Source organism: Streptomyces sp. NPDC001941, from assembly GCF_040296945.1.
Taxonomy (GTDB): domain Bacteria; phylum Actinomycetota; class Actinomycetes; order Streptomycetales; family Streptomycetaceae; genus Streptomyces.
This window is the reverse complement of sequence record NZ_JBEOYE010000011.1, coordinates 122,607-145,894: the sequence shown is the minus strand read 5'-3', so window position 1 is coordinate 145,894 and position 23,288 is coordinate 122,607. Positions and strand designations below refer to the sequence as shown.

The 23,288-nt window shown below is 72.4% G+C and carries 19 protein-coding genes; 18 read left to right on the top strand and 1 reads right to left on the bottom strand.

Annotated features, from left to right (window positions below; genetic code table 11):
- The first annotated feature begins 2 nt into the window (after positions 1 to 2).
- The 14 genes from ABT160_RS11750 (at position 3) to ABT160_RS11685 (ending at position 16,056) form a co-directional block, all read left to right on the top strand.
- Positions 3 to 1,913, top strand: coding sequence for a peptidoglycan D,D-transpeptidase FtsI family protein (locus ABT160_RS11750; protein ID WP_351646504.1), 1,911 nt, complete (start codon positions 3 to 5; stop codon positions 1,911 to 1,913).
- 17 nt (positions 1,914 to 1,930) lie between these two features.
- Positions 1,931 to 3,568, top strand: a complete 1,638-nt coding sequence (locus tag ABT160_RS11745; RefSeq protein ID WP_351646502.1) for a UDP-N-acetylmuramoyl-L-alanyl-D-glutamate--2,6-diaminopimelate ligase — start codon at positions 1,931 to 1,933, stop codon at positions 3,566 to 3,568.
- 3 nt (positions 3,569 to 3,571) lie between these two features.
- Positions 3,572 to 4,981: a UDP-N-acetylmuramoyl-tripeptide--D-alanyl-D-alanine ligase gene (locus tag ABT160_RS11740; RefSeq protein ID WP_351646500.1), complete on the top strand. Its 1,410-nt coding sequence runs from the start codon at positions 3,572 to 3,574 to the stop codon at positions 4,979 to 4,981.
- Positions 4,978 to 6,048 carry a phospho-N-acetylmuramoyl-pentapeptide-transferase gene (mraY, locus tag ABT160_RS11735; RefSeq protein ID WP_351646498.1) on the top strand — a complete coding sequence of 357 codons (1,071 nt, stop codon included), beginning with the start codon at positions 4,978 to 4,980 and terminating at the stop codon, positions 6,046 to 6,048. Before ABT160_RS11740 ends, mraY begins: the two co-directional genes overlap by 4 nt.
- Complete coding sequence (murD, locus tag ABT160_RS11730; protein WP_351646497.1) at positions 6,030 to 7,454, top strand: UDP-N-acetylmuramoyl-L-alanine--D-glutamate ligase; 1,425 nt, start codon at positions 6,030 to 6,032, stop codon at positions 7,452 to 7,454. Before mraY ends, murD begins: the two co-directional genes overlap by 19 nt.
- Positions 7,455 to 7,509: 55 nt before the next feature.
- Complete coding sequence (ftsW, locus tag ABT160_RS11725; protein ID WP_351646495.1) at positions 7,510 to 8,949, top strand: putative lipid II flippase FtsW; 1,440 nt, start codon at positions 7,510 to 7,512, stop codon at positions 8,947 to 8,949.
- Positions 8,950 to 8,955: 6 nt separating this feature from the next.
- On the top strand, positions 8,956 to 10,050 hold the full coding sequence (murG, locus tag ABT160_RS11720; RefSeq protein ID WP_351646493.1) for an undecaprenyldiphospho-muramoylpentapeptide beta-N-acetylglucosaminyltransferase: 1,095 nt from the start codon (positions 8,956 to 8,958) through the stop codon (positions 10,048 to 10,050).
- Positions 10,051 to 10,063: 13 nt separating this feature from the next.
- Positions 10,064 to 10,870: a cell division protein FtsQ/DivIB gene (locus ABT160_RS11715; protein WP_351646491.1), complete on the top strand. Its 807-nt coding sequence runs from the start codon at positions 10,064 to 10,066 to the stop codon at positions 10,868 to 10,870.
- A 277-nt stretch (positions 10,871 to 11,147) separates the two neighbouring features.
- On the top strand, positions 11,148 to 12,359 hold the full coding sequence (gene ftsZ, locus ABT160_RS11710; RefSeq protein ID WP_351646489.1) for a cell division protein FtsZ: 1,212 nt from the start codon (positions 11,148 to 11,150) through the stop codon (positions 12,357 to 12,359).
- Entirely contained in the window at positions 12,356 to 13,084 is a 729-nt protein-coding gene (gene pgeF, locus ABT160_RS11705; protein WP_351646488.1) for a peptidoglycan editing factor PgeF, read from the top strand. The genes ftsZ and pgeF overlap by 4 nt, the downstream gene beginning before the upstream one ends.
- Before the next feature lie 7 nt (positions 13,085 to 13,091).
- Positions 13,092 to 13,811, top strand: a complete 720-nt coding sequence (locus tag ABT160_RS11700; RefSeq protein WP_351646486.1) for a YggS family pyridoxal phosphate-dependent enzyme — start codon at positions 13,092 to 13,094, stop codon at positions 13,809 to 13,811.
- A gap of 119 nt (positions 13,812 to 13,930) precedes the next feature.
- On the top strand, positions 13,931 to 14,554 hold the full coding sequence (locus ABT160_RS11695) for a cell division protein SepF (protein ID WP_351646485.1): 624 nt from the start codon (positions 13,931 to 13,933) through the stop codon (positions 14,552 to 14,554).
- Positions 14,555 to 14,625: 71 nt separating this feature from the next.
- Positions 14,626 to 14,916 (top strand): YggT family protein, encoded by a 291-nt coding sequence (locus tag ABT160_RS11690; protein WP_351646484.1) that lies wholly within the window; start codon positions 14,626 to 14,628, stop codon positions 14,914 to 14,916.
- Positions 14,917 to 14,979: 63 nt separating this feature from the next.
- Positions 14,980 to 16,056 carry a DivIVA domain-containing protein gene (locus ABT160_RS11685; protein ID WP_351646482.1) on the top strand — a complete coding sequence of 359 codons (1,077 nt, stop codon included), beginning with the start codon at positions 14,980 to 14,982 and terminating at the stop codon, positions 16,054 to 16,056.
- 202 nt (positions 16,057 to 16,258) lie between these two features.
- On the opposite strand, the gene ileS is transcribed toward ABT160_RS11685, so the two are convergent.
- Positions 16,259 to 19,435 (bottom strand): isoleucine--tRNA ligase, encoded by a 3,177-nt coding sequence (gene ileS, locus ABT160_RS11680; RefSeq protein WP_351646480.1) that lies wholly within the window; start codon positions 19,433 to 19,435, stop codon positions 16,259 to 16,261.
- A 573-nt stretch (positions 19,436 to 20,008) separates the two neighbouring features.
- Between ileS and ABT160_RS11675 the strand changes: the two genes are divergently transcribed.
- From ABT160_RS11675 to ABT160_RS11660, 4 genes are all read left to right on the top strand, one after another.
- On the top strand, positions 20,009 to 21,139 hold the full coding sequence (locus ABT160_RS11675) for a TraR/DksA family transcriptional regulator (protein WP_351646478.1): 1,131 nt from the start codon (positions 20,009 to 20,011) through the stop codon (positions 21,137 to 21,139).
- A gap of 59 nt (positions 21,140 to 21,198) precedes the next feature.
- Complete coding sequence (gene lspA / locus ABT160_RS11670; protein ID WP_351646476.1) at positions 21,199 to 21,765, top strand: signal peptidase II; 567 nt, start codon at positions 21,199 to 21,201, stop codon at positions 21,763 to 21,765.
- Between the two features lie 76 nt (positions 21,766 to 21,841).
- Positions 21,842 to 22,783: an RluA family pseudouridine synthase gene (locus ABT160_RS11665; RefSeq protein WP_351646474.1), complete on the top strand. Its 942-nt coding sequence runs from the start codon at positions 21,842 to 21,844 to the stop codon at positions 22,781 to 22,783.
- Positions 22,780 to 23,250, top strand: a complete 471-nt coding sequence (locus ABT160_RS11660) for a GNAT family N-acetyltransferase (protein ID WP_351646472.1) — start codon at positions 22,780 to 22,782, stop codon at positions 23,248 to 23,250. The genes ABT160_RS11665 and ABT160_RS11660 overlap by 4 nt, the downstream gene beginning before the upstream one ends.
- Positions 23,251 to 23,288: the final 38 nt, after the last annotated feature.

The window sequence follows — 23,288 nt, the reverse complement described above, 5'->3', positions numbered from 1 at the left end:
GCGTGCCCGCACCCGCGCGCCGCCCCCGGCCCGGCACCCGCCCGGCCGCCCGGCGCGGCCCCGTGGGACCCCGCACCATCCGGCTCGGCAGCCCCCGCCCCCGGCTCCGGCTGGTCTCGCTCGGGCTGACCCTGGTGATGCTGGTGTTCGTGGTGCGGCTCTTCCAGGTGCAGGCCGTCGACGCGGCCGCGTACACCGCCAAGGCGGAGAAGAACCGGTACCTCGAGTACACCCTCGGTGCCGAGCGCGGCGAGATCACCGACCGCTCCGGCATCGCGCTGGCCGCCACCGTCGACGCGTACGACGTCACCGCCGACCCCAAGATGTTCCAGCCCGAGGACGCCAAGGCCACCGACGCCCCCGAGCAGGCCGCCGCGCTCCTCGGGCCGCTCCTCGGCAAGGAGCCCGCCGACCTGGTGGCCAAGCTGCGCAAGCCCCAGTCGCCCCGGTACACGGTCCTCGCCCGCCGGGTCACCCCCCAGGTCTGGAACCAGATCAAGGACCTCAAGGGCGTGTACGCGGAGAAGGCCCGGGCCGACAAGGCCAAGGGCGGCCCCGGCGGCAACGTCCTGGCGGGCGTCTTCCAGGAGCCCAGCAGCAAGCGCGTGTACCCCAACGGCGACCTTGCCGCCGGGATACTGGGTTACGTCAACGCCGAGGGCCGTGGCGCGGGTGGCCTGGAGGTCCTGCTCGACAAGGAGCTGGCCGGCAAGGACGGGAAGATCAGGTACGCGCAGTCCGGCGGCCGCCGGGTGCCCACCGCGGGATCGCGCGAGACCCCGGCCGTGCCCGGCCAGGACATCGAGCTGACCATCGACCGCGACATCCAGTGGGCCGCCCAGCGGGCCATCAGCGACCAGGTGAAGAAGTCCAAGGCCGACCGCGGCTACGTCATCGTGCAGAACTCCCGCACCGGCGAGGTCCTCGCGATGGCCAACGCGCCCGGCTTCGACCCCAACGACCTCGCCCAGGCCAACTCCGCCGCCATGGGCAACGCCGCCCTCCAGGACGCCTACGAGCCCGGCTCCACCAGCAAGCTGATGTCCATGGCCGCCGTCCTCGAGGAGGGCGTCGCCACCCCGGGCACCCACGTCGTGGTGCCCAACCGGCTGCACCGCGGCGACCGGCTCTTCAAGGACGACGTCGACCACCCGACCTGGTACCTGACGCTCAACGGCGTGCTGGCCAAGTCCAGCAACATCGGCTCCATCCTGGCCACCGGCCAGCTGGGCGACACCCAGTCCGCGTCCAACCGGGTGCTCTACGACTACCTGCGCAAGTTCGGCATCGGCAGCCCCACCGGCCTCGGCTACCCCGGCGAGACCCCCGGCATCCTGGCCAAGCCCGGCACCTGGTCCACCTCGCAGCAGTACACGATCCCGTTCGGCCAGGGCCTGTCCGTCAACGCCATGCAGGCCGCGTCGGTCTACTCGACCGTGGCCAACGGGGGCGTACGGGTGGAGCCCACCCTGGTCCGCGGCACCAAGGGCCCCGACGGGCGCTTCACCCCGGCCGCCGCCCCCCAGCAGACCCGGGTGATCAGCGAGAAGACCGCCACCACGCTCTCGCGGATGCTGGAGTCCGTGGTCGACGACGAGGAGGGCACCGGCACCCGGGCCGCCATCCCCGGCTACCGGGTCGCCGGCAAGACCGGCACCGCCGACCGCGTCGACCCCGAACTCGGCCGCTACCGCGGCTTCACCGCCTCCTTCGCGGGCTTCGCCCCCGCCGACGACCCGCAGGTCACCGTGTACTGCGCGATCCAGAACCCGACCAAGGGCAGCTACTTCGGCGGCCAGATCTGCGGCCCCATCTACAAGAAGGTCATGGAGTTCGCCCTCAAGACCCTGCAGGTCGCACCGACCGGGGCGCAGCCGCCCCGGATGCCGGTCACCTTCAAGCCCGGCGAGTGAGCCGACGGGAGCCCCCAGTGACGACGATCACCCCCGACCCCGGGAACCGGAAGGGCGACCCCACCGCCCCCGCACCCTCATTTCGCCCGATCCAGGGTGCGCCCGGTACGCTCACCGCCGTGCCCCACGCTGATCAGTACCGAAACACCCCGCCCCGCCCCGCCCGGGTCCGCCCGACCCCCCTCGGCGAACTGGCCGCGCGGCTGGGCGTCGAGAGCCCTGGCGACGGCGAGGCCACCGGCATCACGCACGACTCCCGGGCGGTCCGTCCGGGCGACGTGTACGCCGCCCTCCCCGGCGCCCGGATGCACGGCGCCGACTTCGTGGCCCAGGCCGCGGACCTGGGGGCCGCGGCGATCCTCACCGACCCCACGGGGGCCGAGCGGTCCGCCGCCACCGGCCTGCCGGTGCTGGTGGTCCCCGACCCGCGCGCCCGGATGGGCGAGCTGGCGGCCGCGATCTACGGCCACCCGGGCGAAGGACTGCTCCAGATCGGCATCACCGGCACCTCCGGCAAGACCACCACGGCGTACCTCGTCGAGGGCGGGCTGCGGAAGGCCGGCGGCACCACCGGGCTGATCGGCACCGTGGAGATGCGGATCGGCGACGAGCGCGTCAAGTCCGAGCGCACCACGCCCGAAGCCACCGACCTGCAGGCCCTGTTCGCGGTGATGCGCGAGCGCGGCGTGGAGTCGGTCGCCATGGAGGTCTCCAGCCACGCGCTGGTCCTGGGCCGCGTCGACGGCTGCGTCTTCGACGTCGCGGTCTTCAACAACCTCAGCCCGGAGCACATGGAGTTCCACTCCGGCATGGAGGACTACTTCCAGGCCAAGGCGCAGCTGTTCACCGAGCGCCGCAGCAGGCGGGGGGTCGTCAACCTCGACGACGAGTACGGCCGCCGGCTCGTCACCGAGTCCGAGGTCCCCGTCACCACCTTCTCCGCCGAGGGCCACCCGGACGCCGACTGGCGCGCCGAGGACGTCCTGGTCGGGCCCACGGACAGCACGTTCACCATCGTCGGGCCCGGCGGCGAGCGGATCTCCGCGCGCGCCCCGCTGCCCGGCCCCTTCAACGTCGCCAACACCCTGGCGGCCGTGGTCACCCTGGCGACCGCGGGCTTCGACCCGCAGACCGCCGCCGACGGCGTGGCCGCCGTACCCGGTGTGCCGGGCCGCCTGGAGCGCGTCGACGAGGGCCAGCCCTACCTCGCCGTCGTCGACTACGCGCACAAGACGGACGCCGTCGAATCGGTCCTGCGCTCGCTGCGCAAGGTCACCGAGGGCCGGCTGCACATCGTGCTCGGCTGCGGCGGCGACCGCGACACCACCAAGCGCGCCCCGATGGGCGCCGCCGCGGCACGGCTCTCCGACACCGCCGTGCTGACCTCCGACAACCCCCGTTCCGAGGACCCGCTCGCGATCCTCGCCACCATGCTCGCGGGCGCGGCCGAAGTCCCCGCCCACGAGCGCGGCGACGTCCTGGTCGACGCCGACCGGGCCGCCGCGATCGCCGCGGCCGTCGCGCGCGCTCAGCCGGGTGACACCGTGCTGATCGCGGGCAAGGGCCATGAGCAGGGCCAGGACATCGCCGGAGTGGTACGCCCCTTCGACGACCGCCAGGTCCTGCGCGAAGCAATCCAGAACAGTCAGGGATAAGTTGTGATCGCCCTCTCCCTCGCCGAGGTCGCCGAAATCGTCGGCGGGCAGTCGTACGACATACCGGATCCGGACGTCCGCGTCACCGGTCCCGTCGTCATCGACTCCCGCGAGGTGAAGACCGGCAGCCTCTTCGTCGCCTTCGCGGGCGAGCACGTCGACGGGCACGACTACGCGCGACGGGCCGTCGACGCCGGCGCCGTGGCCGTGCTCGCCGCCCGCCCGCTCGGCGTGCCCGCGGTCGTGGTCGACGACGTCCAGGCCGCCCTGGGCGCCCTCGCCCGCGCCGTCGTGGCCCGGCTGGGCACCGACGTGGTCGCCCTCACCGGCTCGGCGGGCAAGACGTCCACCAAGGACCTGATCGCCCAGGTCCTCCAGCGGCACGCGCCGACCGTGTGGACGCCCGGCTCGCTCAACAACGAGATCGGGCTGCCGCTCACCGCGCTCACCGCGACGGACGAGACCCGGCACCTGGTCCTGGAGATGGGCGCCCGCGGCATCGGCCACATCCGCTACCTCACCGGCCTCACGCCGCCGCGCATCGGCCTCGTGCTGAACGTGGGCACCGCCCACATCGGCGAGTTCGGCGGCCGCGAGCAGATCGCCGTGGCCAAGGGCGAGCTGGTCGAGTCGCTGCCCGCGGCGGACGCCGGCGGGGTCGCCGTGCTGAACGCGGACGACCCCCTGGTGAGGGCCATGGCGTCCCGCACCAAGGCGCGCGTCACGCTGTTCGGCGAGGCCGAGGACGCCGACGTACGCGCCGAGGACGTCCGGCTCACCGGGACCGGACAGCCCTCCTTCAGCCTTCGCACACCCACCGGGTGCAGCGACGTGACCTTGCGCCTGTACGGTGAGCACCACGTGTCGAACGCGCTCGCCGCGGCCGCCGTCGCCCACGAACTGGGCATGTCGGCCGACGAGATCGCCATCGCGCTCTCCGGGGCGGGCAGCCTGTCCCGCTGGCGCATGGAGGTCACGGAGCGACCGGACGGCGTGACGATCGTCAACGACGCCTACAACGCGAACCCCGAGTCCATGCGAGCCGCCCTGCGCGCGCTCGCGGCCATGGGCCGGGGCCGGCGGACCTGGGCGGTGCTCGGTCAGATGGCCGAGCTCGGGGACGCGTCGCTCGCCGAGCACGACGCGGTCGGTCGGCTCGCCGTCCGGCTCAACGTCAGCAAGCTCGTCGCAGTCGGGGGCAGGGAAGCGTCCTGGCTGCAGCTGGGCGCATACAACGAGGGTTCGTGGGGTGAGGAGTCGGTGCACGTGTCCGACGCGCGGGCGGCGGTCGACCTGTTGCGCAGTGAGCTGCGCCCGGGAGACGTCGTGCTGGTGAAGGCGTCCAGGTCGGTCGGGCTCGAGCGGGTCGCTCTCGCGCTGCTCGGGACCGAGGGCGAGGTCGCCGGCCGATGAGGCAGATCCTCTTCGCGGGGGCCATCGGGCTCTTCCTGACCCTGATCGGCACTCCGCTGCTGATCAAGCTCCTGGCCCGCAAGGGATACGGGCAGTTCATCCGCGACGACGGCCCGCGCGGCCACGCCGGGAAGAAGGGCACGCCCACCATGGGCGGCATCTCCTTCATCCTGGCCACGCTCATCGCGTACGCGCTGGCCAAGGTCATCACCGGCGAGGACCCCAGCTACTCGGGCGTCCTGGTGCTGTTCCTGATGGCGGGCATGGGCCTGGTGGGCTTCCTCGACGACTACATCAAGATCGTCAAGCAGCGCTCGCTGGGCCTGCGGGCCAAGGCCAAGATGGCCGGCCAGCTGATCGTCGGCATCGCCTTCGCGGTGCTCTCGCTGCAGTTCGCCGACAGCCGCGGCCAGACCCCGGCGTCCACCAAGCTCTCCTTCATCACGGACTTCGGCTGGACCATCGGTCCGGTGCTCTTCGTGATCTGGGCGCTGTTCATGATCCTGGCGATGTCCAACGGCGTGAACCTGACGGACGGTCTGGACGGCCTGGCCACCGGCGCCTCGGTGATGGTCTTCGGCGCGTACACCTTCATCGGCCTGTGGCAGTTCCAGGAGGCCTGCGCCAACGGCGAGACGCTGACCAACCCCAGCGCCTGCTTCGAGGTCCGCGACCCGCTCGACCTGGCGGTCGTCGCCTCCGCCCTGATGGGCGCCTGCTTCGGCTTCCTGTGGTGGAACACCTCGCCCGCCAAGATCTTCATGGGCGACACCGGCTCGCTGGCCCTCGGCGGCGCGCTGGCCGGCCTGGCGATCTGCTCCCGCACGGAGATGCTGCTGGCGCTGCTCGGCGGCCTGTTCGTGCTGATCACCATGTCCGTGGTCATCCAGGTCGGCTCGTTCCGCCTCACCGGCAAGCGCGTCTTCCGGATGGCGCCACTCCAGCACCACTTCGAACTCAAGGGCTGGTCCGAAGTCCTCGTCGTGGTCCGCTTCTGGATCATCCAGGGCATGTGCGTGATCGTCGGCCTCGGTCTCTTCTACGCGGGATGGGCAGCCGAAAAGTGAGTTTCGAGGGCAAGAAGGTCACCGTCGCCGGCCTCGGGGTCTCCGGGATCCCGGCCGCGAAGGTCCTGCACGGCCTGGGCGCCGCCGTCACCGTCGTCAACGACGGCGACGACGAGCGCTCCCGGGCCCAGGCCGCCGAGCTGGAGGCGCTGGGCGTCACCGTCCGCCTCGGCGACGGCGACACCCTGCCCGAGGGCACCGAGCTGGTCGTCACCACGCCCGGCTGGCGCCCCGACAAGCCCCTGTTCACGGCCGCCGCGGCGGCCGGCGTGGAGGTCTGGGGCGACGTGGAGCTGGCCTGGCGGCTGCGCGGCCCGGACGCGGCGCCCTGGCTCGCGGTCACCGGCACCAACGGCAAGACCACGACCGTGCGGATGCTGGCGTCGATCCTGACGGCGGCCGGCCTGCGGACCGCCGCCGTCGGCAACATCGGCGTCTCGCTGCTGGACGCGGTCCTCGGCGACGAGCCGTACGACGTGCTGGCCGTCGAGCTCTCCAGCTACCAGCTGCACTGGTCGCCCAGCGTGCGCGCGCACTCCGCCGCCGTGCTGAACCTGGCGCCGGACCACCTGGACTGGCACGGCTCCATGGAGGCGTACGCCGCCGACAAGGGCCGGATCTACGAGGGCAACGCGGTCGCCTGCGTCTACAACACGGCCGACCCCGTCACCGAGGAGCTGGTGCGGGAGGCCGACGTGGAGGAGGGCTGCCGCGCCATCGGCTTCACCCTGGGCACCCCGGGCCCCTCGCAGCTCGGCGTGGTCGAGGGCCTGCTGGTGGACCGGGCGTTCGTGGAGAACCGCCAGAAGAACGCCCAGGAGCTGGCCGAGGTCGCGGACGTCGACCCGCCCGCCCCGCACAACATCGCCAACGCGCTCGCCGCGGCGGCGCTGGCCCGCGCCTTCGGCGTGGAGCCCAAGGCCGTCCGGGAGGGCCTGAAGGCCTTCCGGCCCGACCCGCACCGCATCGAGCACGTCGCGGACGTGGCCGGGGTGGCGTACGTGGACGACTCCAAGGCCACCAACACCCACGCGGCCGAGGCCTCGCTGGCGGCCTACGACCCGATCGTCTGGATCGCCGGCGGCCTGGCCAAGGGCGCGGCCTTCGACGAGCTGGTGCAGCGGTCCGCGGGGCGGCTGCGCGGCGTCGTGCTGATCGGCCGGGACCGCGCGGTCGTCGCGGAAGCCCTGGCGCGACACGCCCCCGAGGTCCCGGTGGTCGACCTCGACCGGACCGACACTGGGGCGATGTCGGCGGCGGTCCAGGAGGCGGCGCGGCTCGCCCGGCCGGGGGACACGGTCCTGCTGGCCCCGGCCTGTGCGTCGATGGACATGTTCGTCAACTACAACAAGCGGGGCGAGGCGTTCGCCGACGCCGTCCGCGCACTCGCCGACGAGCACGCCTGACCTGACCAGCCACCAGGTCCGGCGCCGCCGGGCACGACTGGAGGGGACAGCGATCATGCCGGCCGACGAGACCGACGCACCCGGCGGGGTCCGCGCGTTCGCGCGGGCCCTCGCGCCGACCCCGGCCCCGGCGGGCCTGCCCGGCCTGGTGCTGCGCAGCCGCACCGCGGGCACCCGCAGACCGCCGACGGCCCGCGGCGGCCCCGCGCGCCGCACGCCCGGGGCCCGGCCGCCGGGCGGACGGCGGCTGCGCCGGCTCTACGAGCGGGCGCGCCGGACCTGGGACCGCCCGCTGACCGCGTACTACCTGATCCTCGGCGGCTCGCTGCTGATCACGGTGCTCGGCCTGGTGATGGTCTACTCCGCGTCGATGATCACGGCGCTGAAGTACTCGCTGCCGGGCTCCTACTTCTTCCGCAAGCAGTTCCTGGCGGCCGTGATCGGCGCCGGGCTGCTCCTGCTGGCCTCCCGGATGCCGCCCAAGCTGCACCGGGCGCTGTCCTACCCGCTGCTGGTGGGCACCGTCTTCCTGATGGTCCTGGTGCAGGTGCCGGGGATAGGGCACGCGGTCAACGGCAACCAGAACTGGATCTACCTGGGCGGCCCGTTCCAGCTCCAGCCCAGTGAGTTCGGCAAGCTGGCGCTGATCCTGTGGGGCGCGGACCTGCTGGCCCGCAAGCAGGACAAGCGCCTGCTGACCCAGTGGAAGCACATGCTGGTGCCGCTGGTGCCCGTGGCGTTCCTGCTGCTCGGCCTGATCATGCTGGGCGGTGACATGGGTACGGCGATCATCCTGACGGCGATCCTGTTCGGCCTGCTGTGGCTGGCCGGGGCGCCGACGCGGCTGTTCGCGGGGGTGCTCGCGGTGGCGGCGGTGCTGGGGGCGATCCTGATCAAGACCAGCCCCAACCGGATGTCCCGGCTGGGCTGCGTCCTCGCGGGCGATCCCGGGCCCGACGACACCTGCTGGCAGGCGGTGCACGGCATCTACGCGCTGGCCTCCGGCGGATGGTTCGGTTCCGGTCTCGGCGCGAGTGTGGAAAAATGGGGTCAACTGCCCGAACCGCACACCGACTTCATCTTCGCCATCACCGGGGAGGAACTGGGTCTGGCGGGGACGCTGTCGGTACTCGCGCTGTTCGCGGCTCTAGGCTATGCGGGTATCCGCGTGGCCGGACGCACGGAGGACCCCTTCGTGAGGTACGCCGCGGGAGGGGTGACCACGTGGATCACGGCCCAGGCCGTGGTCAACATCGGTGCGGTGCTCGGTCTGCTGCCGATCGCCGGGGTCCCGCTCCCGCTGTTCTCCTACGGGGGCTCCGCCCTGCTGCCGACGATGTTCGCCATCGGGCTGCTGATCGCGTTCGCGCGCGAGGAGCCCGGGGCCAAGGCGGCGCTTGCGATGCGACAGTCCGGCTTCGGAAGGAAGCGGGCTGGGGTGAGTTGGAAGTCGATGCGACGGCGCGTCAAGAAGCGTCCGTCCGGAGAGCGGTGAATTTCGGTGCATGTCGTACTCGCCGGTGGGGGGACCGCCGGCCACATCGAGCCCGCGCTCGCCCTCGCGGACGCCCTGCGCAGGCAGGACCCGACCGTGGGCATCACGGCCCTGGGCACGGAGAAGGGCCTGGAGACGCGGCTGGTGCCGGAGCGGGGCTATGAGCTGGCGCTCATCCCGGCCGTGCCGCTGCCCCGCAGGCCCACGCCCGAGCTGATCACGGTCCCGGGCCGGCTGCGCGGCACCATCAAGGCGGCCGAGCAGGTCCTGGAGCGCACCAAGGCCGACTGCGTGGTCGGCTTCGGCGGCTACGTGGCGCTGCCCGGCTACCTGGCCGCCAAGCGGCTCGGCGTGCCGATCGTGGTGCACGAGGCCAACGCCCGCCCGGGCCTGGCCAACAAGATCGGTTCGCGGTACGCGGCCGGGGTGGCCGTCGCCACGCCGGACAGCAAGCTGCGCAACGCCCGCTACATCGGCATCCCGCTGCGCCACAGCATCGCGACGCTGGACCGGGCCCGGGTGCGCCCGGAGGCGCGCGCCGCCTTCGGCCTCGACCCCAACCTGCCGACCCTGCTGGTGTCCGGCGGCTCCCAGGGCGCGCGCCGGCTGAACGAGGTGGTCCAGCAGGCGGCTCCGGTGCTCCAGCGCTCCGGGATCCAGATCCTGCACGCGGTCGGCCCGAAGAACGAACTGCCGCGCGCGGACAACATGCCCGGGATGCCGCCCTACGTCCCGGTACCGTACGTGGACCGGATGGACCTCGCGTACGCCGCGGCCGACATGATGCTCTGCCGCGCGGGCGCGATGACCGTCGCCGAACTCTCCGCCGTCGGGCTGCCCGCCGCTTACGTACCGCTGCCGATCGGCAACGGCGAACAGCGGCTGAACGCCCAGCCGGTGGTGAAGGCGGGCGGTGGACTGCTGGTCGACGACGCCGAACTGACCCCCGCGTGGGTCCAGGGCAACGTCCTGCCCGTGCTCTCCGATCCGCACCGGTTGTACGAGATGTCCCGCGCCGCCGCCGAGTTCGGCCGCCGGGACGCCGACGACCTCCTCGTCGGCATGGTGTACGAGGCGATTGCCGCACGCCGACAGGCGTAGGAAGGCAGGGGACGTGGCCGGACCGACGACCGCGGAGCGCTCCGCGCGCAAGCCGAAGCGCACGCCGAAGGGGGCGTCGGCCCGGCCCTCCCGCCCGGGGCGCGGGCCGCGCGGCAGGATGCCGGGCCCGCGCGCCCTGCTCCTGATCGCGGTCACGATCGCCCTCCTCGCGGGCGGAACCTGGGTGCTGTACGGCTCCGAATGGCTGCGGGTCGAGCGGGTACGGACGTACGGCACCCGGGTCCTGACACCGGAGCAGGTCGAAGCGGTCGCCTCGGTGCCCGTCGGGGCGCCGCTCGTCTCGGTCGACACCGACGGGATCGAGGACCGGCTGCGACGCGAACTGCCCAGGATCGACACGGTGGACGTCGTCCGGTCGTGGCCGCACGGAATCGGTCTGAAAGTGACCGAGCGACAGCCCGTACTGCTCATCGGAAAAGGGTCGAAGTTCATCGAAGTGGACGCGCGGAGTGTGCGTTTCGCCACGGTCGACAAGGCCCCCGCGGGTGTTCCCGTACTGGAATTGACGGCCGACCAGTCGCCGAGCCTGCGCCGCTTCGACGCGGACCGGCTGCTCGCCGAGGCGGTGCGCGTACGCGGTGAACTCCCGCCCGCCGTCGCGAAGGACACCCGCAAGCTCCGAGTACGTTCATATGACTCCGTCACTTTGGAGTTGACCCGCGGCCGGACCGTCGCGTGGGGCAGCGGCGAGGACGGCGAGGCGAAGGCCCGCGCGCTCACCGCGCTCATGAAAGCGGCGCCCAAAGCGGGACACTTCGACGTGAGTGCCCCCACCGCCCCTGCCGCGTCAGGGAGTTGACGGACATCGGCGCTGGCCAGGACCCTGGTTGGTCAGCGCTATGGGTGATCACATAGGGTGAAAAGAAAAACGGGAGGTTCGGCGTGTTCGTTGAACGTGCGCCACTTGTCGACTTAGTGTCCTGTTCGGAAGAGTCCAGGAAACAGCACACTGGTAACCCTAAACTTCAACGTTAGGGTTTGGGTCGGCGTTTCGGACCGCCCCACTCGGCATCCGTCGTCGCCCGCACGCCAACCGCGAAGTGACGACCCGTAACTCGAGGCGAGAGGCCTTCGACGTGGCAGCACCGCAGAACTACCTCGCAGTCATCAAGGTCATCGGTGTCGGCGGCGGTGGTGTCAATGCCATCAACCGAATGATCGAGGTCGGTCTCAAGGGCGTCGAGTTCATCGCGATCAACACCGACGCGCAAGCGCTGTTGATGAGCGACGCCGACGTCAAGCTCGACGTCGGCCGTGAACTCACCCGCGGCCTCGGCGCCGGGGCCAACCCCGACGTCGGCCGCAAGGCGGCAGAGGACCACCGCGAGGAGATCGAGGAGGTCCTCAAGGGGGCCGACATGGTCTTCGTCACCGCCGGTGAAGGCGGCGGCACCGGTACCGGCGGCGCCCCCGTCGTCGCCAACATCGCCCGCTCGCTGGGCGCCCTGACGATCGGCGTGGTCACCCGCCCGTTCACCTTCGAGGGCCGGCGGCGCGCGAACCAGGCGGAGGACGGCATCGCCCAGCTCCGCGAAGAGGTCGACACCCTCATCGTCATCCCCAACGACCGGCTGCTCTCGATCTCGGACCGCCAGGTCTCCGTGCTCGACGCCTTCAAGTCGGCCGACCAGGTCCTGCTGTCCGGTGTCCAGGGCATCACCGACCTGATCACCACTCCCGGCCTGATCAACCTGGACTTCGCCGACGTCAAGTCGGTCATGTCCGAGGCCGGTTCGGCGCTCATGGGCATCGGCTCGGCGCGCGGCGACGACCGCGCGGTGGCCGCCGCGGAGATGGCGATCTCCTCGCCGCTCCTCGAGGCGTCCATCGACGGCGCCCGCGGTGTGCTGCTCTCCATCTCCGGCGGCTCCGACCTCGGCCTGTTCGAGATCAACGAGGCCGCCCAGCTGGTCAGCGAGGCCGCCCACCCGGAGGCCAACATCATCTTCGGCGCCGTCATCGACGACGCCCTGGGCGACGAGGTCCGCGTCACCGTCATCGCGGCGGGCTTCGACGGCGGCCAGCCGCCGGCCCGGCGGGACAACATCATCGGCTCCACCTCGAACAAGCGCGAGGAGCCCGCGGCCCCGCCGCGCGCGGTCGAGTCGCCCCGCTCCATCGGCGGCCTGGGTACCGTCCCGCCGCGCGAGGAGCCCAAGGCCCCGACCGAGCCCGCCCCCGCGACGACCGAGTCGGCGCCGCAGTCCGCCCCGCCGGTGGTCCCCCCGGCCCGTCCCTACCCGGACACCCAGGCCGAAGAGCTGGACGTCCCGGACTTCTTGAAGTGATAGGGCAGCACGACCACGCGAACGGCGCGCACTTCGCCTTCACCGACCGGTGGGGCGGGGTGAGCGCCGTTCCGTACGAGGAGCTCAACCTCGGCGGCGCGGTGGGGGACGACCCCGCCGCGGTCCGCGCCAACCGGGAGCTCGCGGCGAAGTCGCTCGGCCTCGACCCGGGCCGGGTCGTCTGGATGAACCAGGTGCACGGCCGGGACGTCGCCGTGGTCGAGGGCCCCTGGGAGACCTCCGAGGTCCCGGCGGTCGACGCGGTGGTCACCGCCCGGCGCGGCCTGGCCCTCGCGGTGCTGACCGCCGACTGCGTCCCGGTCCTGCTCGCCGACCCGGTCGCCGGGGTGGTGGCCGCGGCCCACGCGGGCCGGCCGGGGATGGTCGCCGGGGTCGTCCCGGCCGCCGTGGAGGCGATGGTCTCGCTCGGCGCCGACCCGTCCCGCATGATCGCCCGCACCGGGCCCGCCGTGTGCGGGCGGTGCTACGAGGTCCCCGAGCGGATGCGCGCCGAGGTCGCCGCGGTCCGGCCGGAGTCGTACGCCGAGACCAGCTGGGGGACCCCCGCGGTCGACGTCGCCTCCGGGGTCCACGCGCAGCTCGCCGAGCTGGGGGTGCCGGACCGTCAGGCGTCCGGCGTCTGCACGCTGGAGTCCCGCGACCACTACTCGTACCGCCGCGACCGCACCACCGGCCGGCTGGCCGGCTACGTCTGGTTGGACTGAAGAGGACATGACGGACCGCAAGGCTGAACTCGCCGCGAACCTCGCACGGGTGGAGGAGCGCATCGCCGCCGCCTGTGCCTCCGCCGGGCGGAAGCGGGCGGAGGTGACCCTGGTCGTGGTCACCAAGACCTACCCCGCGAGCGACGTGCGGCTGCTGCACGGGCTCGGGGTGCGCCAGGTCGCGGAGAACCGCGACCAGGACGCCGCCCCCAAGGCCGCCGCCTCCGCCGACCTGGACCTGACCTGGCACTTCGTGGGCCAGCTGCAGACCAACAAGGTCCGCTCGGTGGTGGGTTACGCGGACGTCGTGCAGTCCGTGGACCGGCCGAAGCTGGTGACCTCGCTGTCCTCGGCCGCCGTGCGGGCCGGGCGCGAGCTGTCCTGCCTGGTGCAGGTGGCGCTGGACGCGGAGTCCGGCCGGCAGGGCGAGCGCGGCGGCATCGCGCCCGACGGCGTGGCGGAGCTGGCCGCGGCGATCGAGGAGGCCCCCGGTCTGAGGGTCGGCGGACTGATGACGGTGGCCCCGCTCGCGGGCCCGTACGCGGGCCGCCAACGGGCCGCGTTCGACCGGCTGATGGATTTGTCGACTGCCCTGCGCGAGACCCATCCGGCTGCGAACATGGTGTCCGCGGGGATGAGTGCGGACCTGGAGGAAGCCGTGGCGGCCGGAGCGACACATGTACGCGTCGGTACGGCGGTACTCGGAGTCCGTCCCCGGCTCGGGTAACGTCGCGAAGCAAGTCGGACCACAGAGAAAATATGGTCATTCCGCCGATGGCGGTCAGGACCAGTGGATCGCGGGCACTTGGTGACGTTGGATCCACCACAGAGCGGAGGACTCAGAGAATGGCCGGCGCGATGCGCAAGATGGCGGTCTACCTCGGCCTCGTGGAGGACGATGGTTACGACGGCCGGGGCTACGACCCCGACGACGACTTCGAACCCGAGCTGGAGGAGCCGGCACGCGACCGGCACCGCCACGAGCCCCCGCGCCAGGTCGAGCGGGAGGAGCCGGTGCGCGTCGCACCGCAGCCCCCGGCGCCGCGCGAGCCCGTCGCGCACGCGGCTTCGCTCCCCGCGGAAAACGGACGTCCCGCGCGAATCGCCCCCGTGTCGTCCATCACACCCGATCGTCCCAGCCTGGAGAAGAACGCACCGGTGATCATGCCCAAGGTCGTGTCCGAGCGGGAGCCGTACCGCATCACCACGCTGCACCCGCGGACCTACAACGAGGCCCGTACCATCGGGGAACACTTCCGTGAGGGCACTCCGGTGATCATGAATCTCACCGAGATGGACGACACCGACGCGAAGCGACTTGTCGACTTTGCCGCCGGCCTGGTCTTCGGCCTGCATGGCAGCATTGAGCGGGTGACGCAGAAGGTGTTCCTGTTGTCGCCTGCTAACGTCGATGTCACGGCGGAGGACAAGGCCCGCATCGCAGAGGGCGGGTTCTTCAACCAGAGCTAGAGAACGAAGTACCGGGTACACCCGGCCGAGCGGCCGGTGGGACAGAGAGCCAGGGGAGAGGGAAGCGCGGGATGGGCGTCGCACTGCAGGTGGTCTACATCGCGCTGATGTGCTTCCTGATCCTGCTGATCTTCCGGCTTGTCATGCAGTACGTGTTCCAGTTCGCCCGGGACTGGAAACCCGGCAAGGCGATGGTGGTCGTTCTGGAGGCCACTTACACTGTCACCGATCCACCACTCAAGCTTCTGCAGCGGTTCATCCCGCCGCTGCGTCTCGGGGGCGTGGCACTCGACCTGTCCTTCTTCGTTCTGATGATCATCGTCTACATCCTGCTCAGCATCGTGGGCAACTTCGCGAGGTGAGTGGATGAGCGTGGACGATACGGTCTTGCCGACTGCCGACGACTACGTAGAGGTGAAGAAGAGATGCCGCTGACCCCCGAGGACGTGCGGAACAAGCAGTTCACGACCGTCCGCCTCCGAGAAGGCTATGACGAGGACGAGGTCGATGCCTTCCTCGACGAGGTCGAATCCGAGCTGACCCGCCTGCTCCGCGAGAACGAGGACCTGCGCGCCAAGCTCGCAGCGGCCACCCGCGCCGCCGCGCAGAACCAGCAGCAGGGCATGCGCAAGCCGCCGGAGCCGCAGGACGGCCGAGGCCCCGGCGCCCCCGTGCCCGCCGCCATATCCGGTCCGCCGGTCCAGCAGCAGCCCCCGCAGATGGGTCCGCCCCAGCTGCCCGGTGGTGCGCCGCAGCTTCCGGCGGGTCCCGGTGGACACGGTCCGCAGGGCGGTCCGATGGGCCCCGGCCCGATGCAGGGCGGCCCCATGGGCGGTCCGATGGGCGGCCCCATGGGCCACGGCGGCCACGGTGGCCCGCAGCTGCCGCAGCCCGGTCAGGGCCCCGGCGGCGACAGCGCCGCGCGCGTCCTGTCGCTGGCCCAGCAGACGGCCGACCAGGCGATCGCGGAGGCCCGTTCCGAGGCCAACAAGATCGTCGGCGAGGCGCGCTCGCGCGCCGAGGGCCTGGAGCGCGACGCGCGCGCCAAGGCCGACGCCCTGGAGCGGGACGCCCAGGAGAAGCACCGCGTCGCGATGGGCTCCCTGGAGTCCGCCCGCGCCACGCTGGAGCGCAAGGTCGAGGACCTGCGCGGCTTCGAGCGCGAGTACCGCACCCGTCTGAAGTCCTACCTGGAGTCGCAGCTGCGCCAGCTGGAGACCCAGGCCGACGACTCGCTCGCCCCGCCGCGGACCCCGGCGACCGCTTCGCTGCCGCCGTCCCCGTCGATGGCTCCGGCCGGTGCGGGTGCCCCGTCCTTCGGCGGCAACCAGTCGATGGGCGGCCCGCCGTCCATGGGCGGTGCCCCGTCGTACGGCGGCCAGCAGCAGATGTCGCCGGCGATGACCCAGCCGATGGCGCCGGTGCGGCCGCAGGCGCCGCAGCCGATGCAGCAGGCGCCCTCGCCGATGCGCGGGTTCCTGATCGACGAGGACGACAACTGACGCGCCAGCACGCGCAATGCGCGTAGCGCCGGCAGCGCCGTGAGGGCCGGGCCCCGGGGATCTCCCCGGGGCCCGGCCCTTTCGCATGCGCCCGCCGTGCTCGTCCGCGTACGTACGAGGGACGCGTACGACGCAGGCGTACGGCGACGGATGTGACGAAGGGCCCCGGCGGCATCCACCGCCGGGGCCCTCCGTCCGTGGGCTACGCCTTGCGCAGGCGGAAGGTGAGGCCCAGGGCCTCGTCGGTGAACGGGGTGCCGTAGGCGTCGTCGGCCTCGCCGCGCGCGTGGTCCACCGCGAGGACCTCGTCGGCGATCAGGTCCGCGTGCGCGGTGAGCGCCTCGGCCGTCTCCTCGGAGCCGGTGGTCCAGCGCAGGGCGATGCGGTCGGCGACGTCCAGGCCGCTGTTCTTGCGGGCTTCCTGGATGAGCCGGATCGCGTCACGGGCCAGGCCGGCCTTGCGCAGCTCCGGGGTGATCTCCAGGTCCAGGGCCACCGTGGCGCCCGAGTCCGAGGCGACGGACCAGCCCTCGCGCGGGGTCTCGGTGATGATGACCTCGTCGGGGGCCAGCGTGATCGTCTCGCCGTTGACCTCCAGGGCGGCCTCGCCGGAGCGCAGGGCCAGCGACAGGGCGGCGGCGTCGGCGGCCGCGACGGCCTTGGCGACGTCCTGGACGCCCTTGCCGAAGCGCTTGCCCAGCGCGCGGAAGTTCGCCTTGGCGGTGGTGTCCACCAGCGAGCCGCCCACCTCGGACAGCGACGCCAGCGACTCGACGTTCAGCTCCTCGGTGATCTGCGCGTGCAGCTCGGGCGAGAGCGTCTCGAAGCCGCTGACCGCGACCAGCGCGCGGGAGAGCGGCTGGCGGGTCTTGACGCCGGACTCCGCGCGGGTGGCGCGGCCCAGCTCGACCAGCCGGCGCACCAGCGCCATCTGCTGCGACAGCGCCGGGTCGATGGCCGCCAGGTCGGGCTCGGGCCAGCTGGTCAGGTGCACCGACTCCGGGGCGTCCGGGACGACCGGGACGACCAGGTCCTGCCAGACGCGCTCGGTGATGAACGGGGTCAGCGGCGCCATCAGGCGGGTGACCGTCTCCACGACCTCGTGCAGGGTGCGCAGCGCGGCCTTGTCGCCCTGCCAGAAGCGGCGCCGCGAGCGGCGCACGTACCAGTTGGACAGGTCGTCGACGAACGCGGACAGCAGCTTGCCGGCGCGCTGGGTGTCGTAGGCCTCCAGGGCCTGGGTGACCTGGTCGACCAGCGCGTGCAGCTCGGAGAGCAGCCAGCGGTCGAGCACCGGGCGGTCGGCCGGGGCCGGGTCGGCGGCGCTGGGCGCCCAGTTCGCGGTGCGCGCGTACAGGGCCTGGAAGGCGACGGTGTTCCAGTAGGTGAGGAGCGTCTTGCGGACGACCTCCTGGATGGTGCCGTGGCCGACGCGGCGGGCCGCCCAGGGCGAGCCGCCGGCCGCCATGAACCAGCGCACCGCGTCCGCGCCGTGCTGGTCCATCAGCGGGATCGGCTGCAGGATGTTGCCCAGGTGCTTGGACATCTTGCGGCCGTCCTCGGCGAGGATGTGGCCCAGGCAGACCACGTTCTCGTACGACGACTTGTCGAAGACCAGCGTGCCGACCGCCATCAGCGTGTAGAACCAGCCGCGGGTCTGGTCGATGGCCTCGGAGATGAACTGCGCCGGGTAGCGGGACTCGAACAGCTCCTTGTTCTGGTACGGGTAGCCGTACTGCGCGAACGGCATCGAGCCCGAGTCGTACCAGGCGTCGATGACCTCCGGCACGCGCACCGCGTCGAGCGAGCAGCCCTCGTGGGTGCAGCTGAAGGTGACGTCGTCGATGTACGGGCGGTGCGGGTCCAGGGCGCTCTGGTCGCTGCCGGAGAGCTCGGAGAGCTCCGCGCGGGAGCCGACGCAGGTGAGGTGGCCCTCCTCGCAGCGCCAGATGGGCAGCGGGGTGCCCCAGTAGCGGTTGCGGGACAGCGCCCAGTCGATGTTGTTGTTGAGCCAGTCGCCGAAGCGGCCCTGCTTGACGGACTCGGGGAACCAGTTGGTGCCCTCGTTCTCGCGCAGCAGCGCGTCCTTGACCGCGGTCGTACGGATGTACCAGGACGGCTGCGCGTAGTAGAGGAGCGCGGTGTGGCAGCGCCAGCAGTGCGGGTAGCTGTGCTCGTACGGCACGTGGCGGAAGAGCAGGCCGCGCTCGCGCAGGTCCTCGGTCAGCTTCTCGTCGGCCTTCTTGAAGAAGACGCCGCCGACCAGCGGGACGCCCTCCTCGAAGGTGCCGTCCGGCTGGACCGGGTTGACCACGGGGAGGCCGTAGGCGCGGCAGACCTTGAGGTCGTCCTCACCGAAGGCGGGGGACTGGTGGACCAGACCCGTACCGTCCTCGGTGGTCACGTACTCGGCGTTGACCACGTAGTGGGCCTCGGCCGGGCTGTGTCCATCGGTTCCCTCGCCGGCGCTCGGGAACTCGATCAGCTCGAACGGGCGCTGGTACTTCCAGCGCTCCATCTCGGCGCCGGTGAAGCGCTCGCCGGTGGCCTCCCAGCCCTCGCCGAGCGCCTTCTCCAGGAGCGGCTCGGCGACGACGAGCTTCTCCGTGCCGTCCGTCGCCACCACGTAGGTGACGTCCGGGTGGGCGGCGACCGCGGTGTTGGACACCAGGGTCCACGGGGTCGTCGTCCACACCAGCAGCGCGGCCTCGCCCGCGAGCGGGCCGGAGGTGAGCGGGAAGCGCACGAAGACCGAGGGGTCGACCACGGTCTCGTAGCCCTGGGCCAGCTCGTGGTCGGACAGGCCGGTGCCGCAGCGCGGGCACCAGGGGGCGACGCGGTGGTCCTGGACCAGCAGGCCCTTGTCGAAGATCTGCTTCAGCGACCACCACACGGACTCCACGTACTGGGGGTCCATCGTGCGGTACGCGTCGTCCAGGTCGACCCAGTAGCCCATGCGGGTCGTCAGCTCGGCGAAGGCGTCGGTGTGCCGGGTCACCGACTCGCGGCACTTGGCGTTGAACTCGGCGATGCCGTACGCCTCGATGTCCTTCTTGCCGGAGAAGCCCAGCTCCTTCTCCACGGCCAGCTCGACCGGGAGGCCGTGGCAGTCCCAGCCGGCCTTGCGGGCCACGTGGTAGCCGCGCATGGTGCGGAAGCGGGGGAAGACGTCCTTGAAGACGCGGGCCTCGATGTGGTGGGCGCCCGGCATGCCGTTGGCGGTGGGCGGGCCCTCGTAGAAGACCCACTCCGGGCGGCCCTCGGACTGCTCCAGGGACTTCTGGAAGACCTTGGCCTCGCGCCAGAAGTCGAGGACGGCGTGCTCCAGCGCGGGCAGGTCGACCTGGGCGGGTACCTGGTTGTACTGCGGTGGCGTCATGTGACGGGCTCCTCCGGCGGACGTGTGCTTCGTTCCGTCGGAGGGACGAGAGCCGTGGGCTCCCGCGGTACCACCCTCCTTGGCGGCGCCTGGGCGCCGCCCCCTCATTGGGGTCGCGATGCCGGGTCTACTCGCCCGCCGGCCTGTCGGCCCGCTGGCTTTCTTCCGGCGGCTCCGGGGTGATGCTTCGCTCCGCGCTCGCCCCCGGGCTCTCACCGTCCCCGGGTCGCTCATGGCTGCGTACGACGCTACTGGTCCCCATCCACGCCTCTCGCTGGGCCCAGTGTACGGGGCGACGCGCGGGCCCGCCGACTGGTTTCGGGGCGCCCGCGGGGGGCGCGGCGCGCGCCCGCGCGCTTAGCCCGAATGGCCACACGCCATCCGGTGGGCCCGCGCTCCGCCCGACTGGCGGATTCACGCGGCGGGGAGCTGGGCACAACGGAGGGAGGTCCGCCGAGCCACGGGTGCGGGACGGGCCGGTCGGTGGCGCCCTGCGTTGCCGCGGCTCCTGTGTCGATTTATCGTCCCAGCACGATTCGCGTGCAAGATCACAAAATGTGAAGGGGCCGCGGGATGGTGGCGAAGAAGACCGCCGTACGGAAGTCGACGGCGTCCGGAACCACGAGCGCCACCGGTGCCGCGGCCAAGGACACGAACGGCAAGAAGAGCACCGTCGGGAAGAAGGCGGCCGGGGCCGCGCCGGCCCGCGGGTCCACCGTGGGCGACGCCCCCGAGGAGGCCGCGGAGCACTCCGCACGGGCGAAGAAGGCGCCCGTGAAGACCGCCGCGAAGGCGGCGAAGGCGCCCGCCGGGAAGGAGGCGGCCGGGTCGGAAGGGGAGCGGCCCGCCGAGAAGCCCGCCGCGAAGAAGGCCCCGGCCAGGAAGGCGGCGGCGAAGAAGACGGCGGCGAAGAAGGCTCCGGCCAAGAAGGCGCCGGTCAAGAAGGCGGCCGTGAAGGGGACGGCGGCTCCCGAGCCGGCGGCTCCCGAGGCCGCGGACGAGGCGCTCGACATGGACGCCGTCTGGAACGCGGCGCTGGAGGAGGCCGCGGGAACGCCGGACGCCGCCGGAGACGTTGAGAGCGGCGAGGAGGCCGTCGACGAGGAGACGGCCGGGAGCGGCAGGGCGCAGGGCAGTGGGGCGGCCGCGGACGGGGCCGCACCGAAGAGGGCCGCGCACGCGGCCGAGGGGGCGGCCGCGGCCGCACAGCAGACGGGAGCCAGGACGGTGGCAGCGAAGAAGAGCGCGGGCGCTACCCGCGCGGCCACGCAGGACGCCGTACCCGCGGCCCGGGCCGCGAGGGCGCCCGGGGAGCTCGCGGTCCGCCCGGGCGAGGACCCGTGGACGCCCGAGGAGGTCGCCGAGGCCCGCGCCGAGCTGGAGAGCGAGGTGCAGCGGCTGCGCGCCGAGCTGGCCGCCTCCGAGGAGGCGCTCACCGGGCTGATGCGGGACTCCGGCGACGGCGCGGGCGACGACCAGGCCGACACCGGCACCAAGAACATCACCCGCGAGCACGAGATGGCGCTGGCCGCCTCGGCGCGCGAGACGATGGAGCAGATCGAGCACGCGCTCCAGCGGCTGGACGCCGGGACGTACGGGCTGTGCGAGGTCTGCGGCAACCCGATCGGCAAGGCCCGCATGCAGGCGTTCCCGCGCGCCACCCTCTGCGTGGAGGACAAGCAGAAGCAGGAACGCCGGGGCTGATGCCGCACGTGTGTGCCGTACCCTCGTGCTCAGTCAGGCACCTAGGTTGAGGGACTCACGTGGCAGAGGCGGAGCGCATCATCGGTACGCCGGATTCCGAGAAGGCCGACGAGGCCGAGGCCCCCGCGCCCGGGCCCCGCGGCAAGCGCCGGATCGCGGTGCTCTTCGCCGTGGCCCTGTTCGCCTACCTGCTCGACCTGGGCAGCAAGATGCTGGTGGTCGCCAAGCTGGAGCACCACGCTCCGATCGAGATCATCGGCGACCTGCTGAAGTTCGAGGCGGTGCGCAACCCGGGCGCCGCCTTCGGCATCGGCGAGGCCTTCACCGTGATCTTCACGGTGATCGCGGCGGCGGTGATCGTGGTGATCGCCCGGCTGGCCCGCAAGCTCTACAGCCTGCCCTGGGCGATCGCGCTCGGCCTGCTGCTCGGCGGCGCCCTGGGCAACCTGACCGACCGGATCTTCCGGGCCCCCGGCGTCTTCGAGGGCGCGGTGGTCGACTTCATCGCGCCCGCGCACTTCGCCGTCTTCAACCTGGCCGACTCGGCGATCGTGTGCGGCGGCTTCCTGATCGTGATCCTGTCCTTCCGGGGCCTCGACCCGGACGGGACCGTCCACAAGGACTGACCGCCGAGGGGCTCCGCCGGGGCCCCGTCCCGCCTCCGGGCGCCGGGGGTCCGGCCCGGCAAGGCATACTCGACGGGTGAGCACGATTCCCGAGGTCCGCACCCTGCCCGTTCCCGATGGCCTGGAGGGCGAGCGCGTCGACGCCGCCATCGCCCGTATGTTCGGGTTCTCCCGCACCAAGGCCGCCGAGCTGGCCGCGGCCGGGAAGGTGCAGGTCGACGGGGCCGTGGTCGGCAAGTCCGAGCGGGTCAGCGGCGGCTCCTGGCTGGAGGTCGAGATGCCCGGCGCGCCCGCCCCGGTGCAGATCGTCGCCGAGCCCGTCGAGGGCATGGAGATCGTCCACGACGACGACGACATCGTGGTGATCGTCAAGCCGGTCGGCGTGGCCGCGCACCCCAGCCCCGGCTGGACCGGGACGACCGTGATCGGCGGCCTCGCGGCGGCCGGCTACCGGATCTCCACCTCGGGCGCCGCCGAGCGCCAGGGCATCGTGCACCGCCTGGACGTCGGCACCTCGGGCCTGATGGTGGTCGCCAAGTCCGAGCGCGCGTACACGCTGCTCAAGCAGCAGTTCCGGGAGCGGGTCGTCGACAAGCGCTACCACGCGCTGGTCCAGGGCCACCCCGACCCGATGAGCGGCACCATCGACGCGCCGATCGGCCGCCACCCCCAGCACGACTACAAGTGGGCCGTCACCGCCGAGGGCAAGCCCTCGGTCACCCACTACGACCTGATCGAGGCGTACCGGGCGGCCTCGCTGCTCGACATCAAGCTGGAGACCGGGCGCACCCACCAGATCCGCGTCCACATGTCCGCCCACCGCCACCCCTGCGTCGGCGACCTCACCTACGGCGCCGACCCGACCATGGCCAAGCGGCTCGGCCTGACCCGCCAGTGGCTGCACGCCGTGCGGCTCGGCTTCGAGCACCCGTCGGACGGGAGCTGGGTGGAGTACGAGAGCTCCTACCCGGAGGACCTGAGCAAGGCCCTCGACAAGATCGCCGCGGAGAGCGCGTGAGCGGGACCGCGGGCGACCTCGGCTTCGAGGTGCGGCTCGCGGAGAAGCCCGAGGACCGCGAGGCGTGCTTCGCGGTGCGCCGTGAGGTGTTCGTCGAGGAGCAGGGGGTCGACGAGGCCCTGGAGTACGACGTCCACGACGAGCCCGGCGCCGAGACCCTGCACCTGCTGGCCGTCGGGCCCGAGGGGCCGCTGGGCACCGGGCGCCTGCTGAGGGCGGCCGGGGCCGAGGAGGGCGTGGGCGCCCTCGGGCGGCTGGCCGTGCTGCGCTCCGCGCGCGGGAGGGGCGTCGGTGCGGCGCTGGTCCGCGCGGTCGAGGAGGCGGCGCGGGGGAGGGGCTTCGTGGTCGTGGACCTGCACGCGCAGGTGTCGGCCGTGGAGTTCTACGAGCGGCTGGGGTACGTGGCGTACGGGGGCGAGTTCCTGGACGCGGGGATCGTGCACCGGGCGATGCGGAAGGCGCTGTAGGGGCGTCTTCCGGTGCGGGGCGCCGTGGGGCGGGCCTT